The sequence below is a fragment of the Vibrio sp. JZG10 genome (assembly GCF_054064075.1).
Genome location: NZ_JBSUGE010000058.1, coordinates 1 through 1,097, shown reverse-complemented (window position 1 = coordinate 1,097; position 1,097 = coordinate 1). Strand labels below are relative to the sequence as shown.

General features: G+C 47.4%; 1 protein-coding gene. It reads left to right on the top strand.

The features are described 5' to 3' along the window. Positions 1–27: 27 nt before the first annotated feature. On the top strand, positions 28–1,097 hold a 1,070-nt coding region (locus ACWYVB_RS24095), incomplete at its 3' end, for a flagellin (protein ID WP_447814861.1).

Sequence of the window (1,097 nt, the reverse complement as noted above, 5' to 3'; positions counted from 1 at the left end):
ACCGGAAAATCAATTGGAGAAATCACCATGGCAGTGAATGTAAACACTAACGTATCAGCGATGACCGCTCAGCGTTACCTAAACAACGCAAACTCAGCTCAACAAACTTCTATGGAGCGTTTGTCTTCGGGTTTCAAAATCAACAGCGCAAAAGATGACGCTGCGGGTCTGCAAATCTCGAATCGTTTGAACGTACAAAGCCGTGGCCTGGATGTGGCGGTTCGCAACGCGAACGACGGTATCTCAATTGCACAAACCGCTGAAGGTGCAATGAACGAGACCACTAACATTCTTCAACGTATGCGTGATTTGTCTCTGCAATCAGCAAACGGTTCAAACTCGAAATCAGAGCGTGTGGCGATTCAAGAAGAAGTGACCGCGCTAAATGACGAACTAAACCGTATCGCAGAAACCACGTCTTTCGGTGGTAACAAGCTACTAAACGGCACACACGGTGCGAAATCGTTCCAAATCGGTGCGGATAACGGTGAAGCCGTGATGCTTGAGCTCAAAGACATGCGTTCAGACAACAAAATGATGGGCGGTGTGAGCTACCAAGCTGAAAGTGGTAAAGGTAAAGACTGGAACGTTGCTGAAGGTAAGAACGACCTAAAAATCAACCTAACGGACAGCTACGGTCAAGAGCAAGAAATCAACATCAGCGCAAAAGCAGGTGACGATATCGAAGAGCTTGCGACTTACATTAACGGTCAAACTGACCTAGTGAAAGCCTCAGTAGACCAAGACGGTAAACTGCAAATCTTTGCTGGCAACAACAAAGTCGAAGGCGAAGTCGAGTTTTCAGGCGGCCTATCTGGCGAGCTAGGTTTGGGCGAAGGTAAAAAAGTAACAGTAGATACTATCGACGTAACCTCAGTTGGTGGCGCACAGGAATCTGTGGCTATCATCGATGCGGCACTGAAATACGTAGACAGCCACCGCGCAGAACTGGGTGCATTCCAGAACCGTTTCAACCATGCAATCAGCAACTTGGACAACATTAACGAGAACGTGAACGCGTCGAAGAGCCGTATCAAAGATACTGACTTCGCGAAAGAAACGACTCAAATGACCAAGTCACAAATTCTATCGCAAGC